General features: G+C 63.8%; 8 protein-coding genes. 7 read left to right on the forward strand and 1 reads right to left on the reverse strand.

Annotation, left to right across the window (positions count from 1 at the left end; all coding sequences use genetic code 11):
• Positions 1-617: 617 nt before the first annotated feature.
• A complete protein-coding gene (locus LC354_RS25530) occupies positions 618-1217 on the forward strand; it encodes a hypothetical protein (RefSeq protein WP_223428779.1) in 600 nt (199 codons plus the stop codon).
• 25 nt (positions 1218-1242) lie between these two features.
• Here LC354_RS25530 and LC354_RS25535 read toward each other — a convergent pair whose 3' ends face one another.
• The gene (locus LC354_RS25535) at positions 1243-2508 is read right to left on the reverse strand and encodes a tyrosine-type recombinase/integrase (RefSeq protein WP_223428780.1); all 1266 of its coding nucleotides are present in this window, start codon (positions 2506-2508) and stop codon (positions 1243-1245) included.
• A gap of 601 nt (positions 2509-3109) precedes the next feature.
• On the opposite strand from LC354_RS25535, the gene LC354_RS25540 reads away from it, so the two are divergent.
• From LC354_RS25540 to LC354_RS25565, 6 genes are all read left to right on the forward strand, one after another.
• Positions 3110-3367, forward strand: coding sequence for a helix-turn-helix transcriptional regulator (locus LC354_RS25540; RefSeq protein WP_223428781.1), 258 nt, complete (start codon positions 3110-3112; stop codon positions 3365-3367).
• Positions 3367-3603 (forward strand): hypothetical protein, encoded by a 237-nt coding sequence (locus tag LC354_RS25545; protein WP_223428782.1) that lies wholly within the window; start codon positions 3367-3369, stop codon positions 3601-3603. The genes LC354_RS25540 and LC354_RS25545 overlap by 1 nt, the downstream gene beginning before the upstream one ends.
• Positions 3600-3992, forward strand: a complete 393-nt coding sequence (locus LC354_RS25550; protein ID WP_223428783.1) for a VRR-NUC domain-containing protein — start codon at positions 3600-3602, stop codon at positions 3990-3992. The genes LC354_RS25545 and LC354_RS25550 overlap by 4 nt, the downstream gene beginning before the upstream one ends.
• On the forward strand, positions 3989-4951 hold the full coding sequence (locus LC354_RS25555; RefSeq protein ID WP_223428784.1) for a helix-turn-helix domain-containing protein: 963 nt from the start codon (positions 3989-3991) through the stop codon (positions 4949-4951). The genes LC354_RS25550 and LC354_RS25555 overlap by 4 nt, the downstream gene beginning before the upstream one ends.
• Before the next feature lie 62 nt (positions 4952-5013).
• Positions 5014-5904: a DNA cytosine methyltransferase gene (locus tag LC354_RS25560; RefSeq protein ID WP_263289621.1), complete on the forward strand. Its 891-nt coding sequence runs from the start codon at positions 5014-5016 to the stop codon at positions 5902-5904.
• A gap of 12 nt (positions 5905-5916) precedes the next feature.
• Complete coding sequence (locus LC354_RS25565) at positions 5917-6573, forward strand: hypothetical protein (protein WP_223428786.1); 657 nt, start codon at positions 5917-5919, stop codon at positions 6571-6573.
• Positions 6574-6672 lie beyond the last annotated feature (99 nt).

A 6672-nucleotide genomic window follows, 5' to 3' on the forward strand; every position in this document is an offset into this window, starting at 1 on the left:
GGTAAAAGATACTTGATCCGCAGGCCTGATCAGGCGATCTTCGCGTCAGATGGCAGGCCACTTGGGGAATGTCGGTTAATTCATCGTACTTGCTGCCATTGAGTTCTGACAACGGCACCTTTCGCTCGTACCCTCGTTTCACAGATCAGACACTTGCGTTGGCTATTCTCGTCTGAAAGCTCCATTTACCCGCCGGTCTTTGGTAAGCGCTTTTGTAAAGCGATCATCGACATTGCGATCCCGAGCGGTCGCTTTTTCCAGCACCGCAGACCTTGGTGCAGATCGCAGCGAAATTCCGGAGTCCGCCGGGAACGACAGCCGCTTACACGGCCACAGCGCCGTTGCTGAAAGTGCCACCGCGTCACCTTCGTTATCCACAGATTCGTGCGATGACCCTCTTGCCCTGGATTGGGCTCCCGTGCAGGTTGTGCGAATGGGGAGAGCAGTCCTCAACCAAAAGCAAATCAGGTCTATCGGAAAAACAATTTCGGCCGTCAGAGGCGCGTCAGCGCCCGCCAGGTCGTTCTACCCGGTCACTTACCCTGCGCCGTCAAGGCGCGGGCTGCATACGGTTTGAGCTCAGATCATCCTCGGTTCATTTTGAGGAGGTTTCAGCCATGGCCCTGCCGCCCCGCGTATTTTTCACCCTTCACGAGGCCTCCGCGCGCTGGGGCTGCAATATCGCAGATATCGCAGGCTGGGCCCATACAGGCAGGTTCCGCATCCTGACAGGAATCGGCCCTGTTCGCTGTGGCGAAGAAATCATTGCAGACATGATCGTGCTGTCCCCGATGGAATTGCTGCCCCTTTTTCGCCGGTGTGGGACTGGTCCCTCCGAAGGCGTCATGCGGCGCATCCAGCCTCTGGGCCGACAGGACTGGCTGCTGATTACCGATCCCGCTGGAGGCATTTCTGTTGGTTTGGCCGACATGCTGATCCTGGCTGAGGAGGTGCATGCCTTTGAAGAGGAAAACGACATGGTGCGCCGCACGCCCAGCGGGCCAGGTGTGACCTCGCCCTATGATTGGGAAGGGATGACCATCGCCCTGATCCTGCGCATTCACGACCACGGCTTGCCCGCGACCCAGGCCGAGCTGGTCGCCGAGATGCAGGAGTGGTTCGCGGATCAGACGGACGGCAAGAAGATGCCCGACAGCCGCAGCATTCGACGTCGGATCACGCCGATCTGGCGCGCCCTGCGACGAGAGGATGCATGATGATCCGGATACGCGCCGGGCCGCGTCAGGCCGACTTGGTGTCGCCCGGCTCATCCGCGTCTTGAACCAGCCTCGGCTTTGGCCGGAAGGCGCTGGCGACGGCATCAACACCGGCGCGCAGGGGCGACTCCATCAGATGCGCATAGCGCAGCGTGGTCTGCGTCTGGCTGTGGCCCAGCAGTTTGCCGATCATTTCCAGTGACGCCCCGCCGCTGACCAGCAGGGAGGCAAAGGTGTGGCGCAAGTCGTGGATGCGCACGTCCTGCAGCGCGCATTGCTTCTGGATCTGCACCCAGAACCGCCGCACCTCCTGCACCGGCTGGCCGGGCGTATCGCCGGGGAACAGCCACGGTGTACCGCCTGGCACCGACAGCTGGCGCTGGCGCACGATGGCGGCGGTCTCGTCCGAGATCGGCACGCGATGCGCGCGGCGCTGTTTTGTCATCATCGGAGGCTTCGACCAGCTCAGATGTTCAAGGTTAAACTGTTCGAACCGCGCCTGCCGCACCTCGCCCAGCCGCGCGCCGGTCAGCATGCAAATCCGGATGATGTCGGCGGCACGCCGGTCCTCCGCCGCATCCAGTGCGGCAGCCAGGCTGGTGATTTCCTCCTTTGACAGGAACCGCTCGCGGGGCGTCTCGATGCGGCGGTGAAAGCGCTGGGCGGGGTTGTCCGCGCACCAGCCCCATTCCACCGCCAGCGTGAACATCTTGCGCAACACCTCTCCCATCCGGTTGGCGCGCACGGGCGTGGGCTTTGCGGGCTGCAGCTTTCGCGCCCGGTTGTTGGGTTTTTCCTTGTGCGGTCGCGCCCTCCCCTCGGCGATCTTGTTCAGCAGCTTGTCGACGTCGGTCGAGGTGATGTCCGTCACAAGTTTCCGGCCCCAGACCGGGGCCACCAGCTTGGCCAGCGAGGCGCGCTGGTCGGCGGCGTTGCGTTCCGCCAGCTTGGGCAGATGCTGGGCGCAGTAGCGCTCGATCAGATCGGTCACGCGAGGGGCTTCGCGAAGCGCCCCGCGCTGGGCCAGCGGATCCGCTCCGGCGTCGATCTCGCGGCGGATTTCCTTGGCCCGCTCGCGCGCCGCCGACACCGACCATTCCGGCCAGCGCCCGAAGGTCATCCGGCGCTGGCGCCCGGCGTGGCGATAGTCGAGCGTGAAGGCCCGCCCGCCGCCGCGATAGATGCAGGCGGCGAAGCCACGCACGTCGGTGTCAAAAATCTGGTAATCGCGCCCGACGATGGGCTCTGCCTCGCGGAGTACTTTTTCGGTCAGCTTGGTGCGCTCGGCCATGTGTCCTGTCCTTCTTGCATCCGACATGAGGCGTGGTTTCGCCGCTCTATCAAGACAAGCATGAGAATTAGGGTGGCGGGGAGGCGCAGAGTGGCGGAAAGGTCGCCCCCTTTGTGCCACCCGTTGTTTTACTGGGTTTTACTGGCGATCCGGCGCTGGGCGAGACGGTCGTCGGAAATAGCCATTGCGACCACTGGCCCCTGACGCGCGCAAAACGATGCCGAAAGACCCGGAATCAATGCACCGGACCAGGCCGATTTTGTAAATCTCCAGCAAATTCAATGGGTGGCAAGGGTGCCGTGCCGGGTGCCGCCCCTTCTTTCTCCGCCAATGCCGGTAAATCACCTGTAAATCCCGGTGTTCGCAGGTGTTTGCGGCTTTGGCCTGCGTCCCGCATCCCCCACGACCACGGGCAGCGCGGCGGCGCGTCATCCCACCTGACCCGCAAAACTCAAGTAAGCCCAATAAAACAAGGGGTGGCACAAAGGGGGCCGCCTTTCCGCCACCCTGCGCCTCGCCGCCACCCCTTCGCCTCTGCGCTCACTGATCTCTGCAAACGCCCCCCGACGATCAGTCATGGGGCCAGAACAGGGAGAAACCCATGCCGCATCTCGGATCGATGCCAGACCCAAAGGAAAAACCCCGCAAGCTTCTTGTCGGCTGGATCAGCCGCCTTGATCTCGCGCTGGAACTCGGCCTGTCGGTCGACACGCTACGCCGCTGGGAGGCCCAACGCACCGGCCCGCCCTGCGTGCGCGCCGGGCGCAAGGTCTATTACCGCCGCGCCGCCGTCGAGGACTGGTTGGAGGAACAGGAGCAGGCCGCCCCGCGCCGCCGCCGTGCCGGAGGTCGCCGCTGATGGTCGGTCAAACCCGCACCTCCGACTGGCCCGCTGACCGTCTGGCAGAAGCACGCGCCGTCATCGCCGATGTGGCGCATCATTCCGACCACCTGATCCGGCTCGCCTGCAAGGTCCTCGCCACCCATGGCGAGACGGACCAGGAACGCGAGGACGCCCGCATCCTGCTGGTGGTGGTCGATGCAAGGCATCCCACACGGGGCAACCACCGGCCAGATCCGGAGGTGGGGTCATGAAGCGGCGCGGCACCCCCGAGGCGGATCTGCAGCGTGCAGTGGTGCAGGCGTTGCGCGTTGCCCTGCCGCGCACCGCCATCATCCATCACTGTGCCAACGAGGTGACCGAGGCTGGCCCCCGCGGCGCAAAGCGCCAGGCGATCCTCGTCGGCATGGGCGTGCATGCAGGTTTTGCCGACCTGATGGTCCTTTGCGATGGCCGTATGCTGTTCCTCGAGTTGAAAGCGCCGAAAGGACAGCTGCGTCCGACGCAGGAGGCCTTCCGCGATGCGGTGCTGGCGCAGGGTTTCGGCTGGGCGCTCGTGCGCTCGCTCGACGATGCGCTGGGCGCATTGGCCGATCATGGCTTCACCACCCGTGTCCGTCCAGCGCGGAGGGTTGCATCATGAGCCACAAGGCAACCGTCTGGGCCATCCAGCAACGCGGGTTGAAGCCTGCGACCAAGATCGTGCTTTGGTTCCTCTGTGACCGGCACAACCCGGATTTCGGCTGTTTCCCGACGCAGGTACGATTGGCCGAGGACGCGGAAATGTCGGTCTCAGCGCTGAACAACCATCTCACCAGGCTGGAGGAGCTGCGCCTGATCCACCGGGTTCGCAGCTATGATCCGCGCACCCACAAGCGCAAAGCTACGCGCTACATCCTCGGGTTCGAGGATGGGTTTCCACCAGAGCCAACTCCGAAAACCGGAGATGGAATTGCAGGAACGGAGGCAGAACAGAACGTCGATCCAATTCCTGAATCCGGACATGGAGCCATCTCCGGATTTGCGGCAAAGCCATCTCCTGATTTTGCCCAAAGCCATCTCCGGAATCCGGAGATTAACCTTGTAAGAGAACCCCTAAGTAAACCTGTAAAGGAGGAGGAGGAGGACGCGCGGGCGCGAAATTCCGATTTTGATTTGTTCTTCGCAGAGCTCCTCTCGGCGCTGGGCTTTGCCACCAATGCGACCCTCCCCGCCTGGTGGCAGGGCTGGCCAGCGCGGCAGCACGTTCGCCGCTGGATTGATGATCTTGGTCTCTCCACGGATCGGATCATCGAGGTTGCTTCTGAGAGTCGGCGCGATCACCCGAATCCGCCTGATGGGCCCAAAGCGCTGGATCGGTTCATGGAACGCGCTGCCCAGCGCGATGCGCAAAACGCTGCCATTTCCGTGAAAGCCAAGCGCAGCAGCAACGCCCAAGGCACACCGCCGCCCGGCCCGAATGAGCTGGCGGCCTTCTACGCAGCCAAGGTGAACTCCGACGAATACCTGCCCCCAAGCATGATCAGCAACGCAACGTGCGAAGCGATGCTGGCGCGGGGGCTGGTGACGCGTGAACGACTGCGTGCGCGGGGGGTGGTGTGAATGGCCTGGTGTCACGTCCCCGGCACGGATTGTCCCTCTGCGCAGGCGGCGGAGGCCTGGATATGGGCCTCATGCTCGCCGAACCCGGTTTTCACACCCGCGCCTTCTTCGAATGGGAGGAGTGGCCAAGAGCTGTCCTCGTTGCCGCCCAGCGCGCGGGATATTTCGCCCCGGCCCCGATCTGGGACGACCTGCGCAGCTTCGACGCCCGGCCCTTCCGCGGTGCGTTTGACATCGTCCTCGCCGGATATCCCTGCCAGCCCTTCAGCGCGGCCGGAAAACGCGGCGGCGCCGACGATCCCCGGCACCTGTGGCCCGAGGTCGCCCGGGTCATCAGGGAAAGCCGTCCCGAATGGGTCTTCCTCGAAAATGTACCAGGTCACGTCAGCCTCGGCCTTGAGACTGTGCTGCGAGAGCTTTGGGACATGGGCTACACGCCTGCGGCAGGCCTGTTCAGCGCGGCAGAAGTTGGTGCGACGCACCAACGGTTGCGCATCTTCATCCTGGCCCACACCGGCGGCCCAGAACTGGAAAGTCAGCAGCCCGGCCAGTGTGATCCGGACCGATGGGAAGTCCTGGATGGATATACTGCATTACCGGGCCGAGCAGGGCTTCATCCGCCCGGACCCGACGACCATGCCGCATGGGCAGCGATCCTCGCCGCACGCTCCGATCTCGCGCCCGCTCTGGGCTTTCATGATTGCCTCGCATGGGCGCGCCACATGTCGGCGGATCCTGAAAGCCCGGGCACGGCGGCGGCTCAATCCGCTCTTCGTCGGATGGTTGATGGGCTGGCCCATCGGGCACGCGCTCTGCGCCTGCTCGGAAACGGAGTTCACCCTCTGGCAGCAGCACATGCGTGGCGCTCTCTCGCAGCTGCCCATGGCCTCGGGCCCGTGGATCTGGCGGCCAGTGGAGGGGCCGGAACGCCCAGCGCAGATGAACCTCTTTGAAGGATTGCAGCCATGAGCATGCAGGGACGGATCGGGCGCGTCAGTGGTGCAAAGGTGAAACGCGCGCTAGGCTTGCAGGCAGCGCTGGAATGGGCGTTTCGGATCGAGAAGGCGCAGTTGGAACTGCCCCCGCCGAAGGATGTGGTGGAAGAAGGCTTTGGCTTCGGCCTTGAATACGTCCTGATGCAGCGCGCCGCGCTGGGCTGCAAGGTCGATGGCGGGCAGCACAAGATGGGCAGTTATACCCATGCCGATGCCGAAGTGATCGCGGCCACCGTTGCCGGGCTCCCCGACAGCCTTGGCGGCATCCGCATGGCTATCCGCGTCGCGGAACTGGCCCGGGCCGGGCTGACCCCCGACTGGATGCCCGGTGTCGTGCCACGCTGCATCCCAGTGGAAACGCGACAAAACCAGCATGGCGTTCGGGCTGTGACGGAAGTAGTGGGCACCGAACGTATACTCTCGCGCGGACGGTGGCGAACAGTGGAGGTTTTGGCCTGTCCGGTCACCTGGCGGCCCCACCCGGAACAGATCGCATCAGCTCGGCGCGGATATGAGGATTGGTGGCAGGCGCTGGATTGGGTGCGGGACGGGCTGGTTGCGGGTGGAATACTGCGGGATGTCCAGGTGACCGAGGAAATGCCGAGGGTGCGGCCTTGGAAGCGATAGGCTTGTAGGCCATTGGGCGGAGAGCATGCGTAATTGGGCTGACCCTGCACTTTGGTCGAGCTCCCGATAGGATCACATCATAGCTGTGAATAAGGGAGA

The organism is Tateyamaria pelophila (assembly GCF_019966495.1).
GTDB classification, from domain to species: domain Bacteria; phylum Pseudomonadota; class Alphaproteobacteria; order Rhodobacterales; family Rhodobacteraceae; genus Tateyamaria; species Tateyamaria pelophila.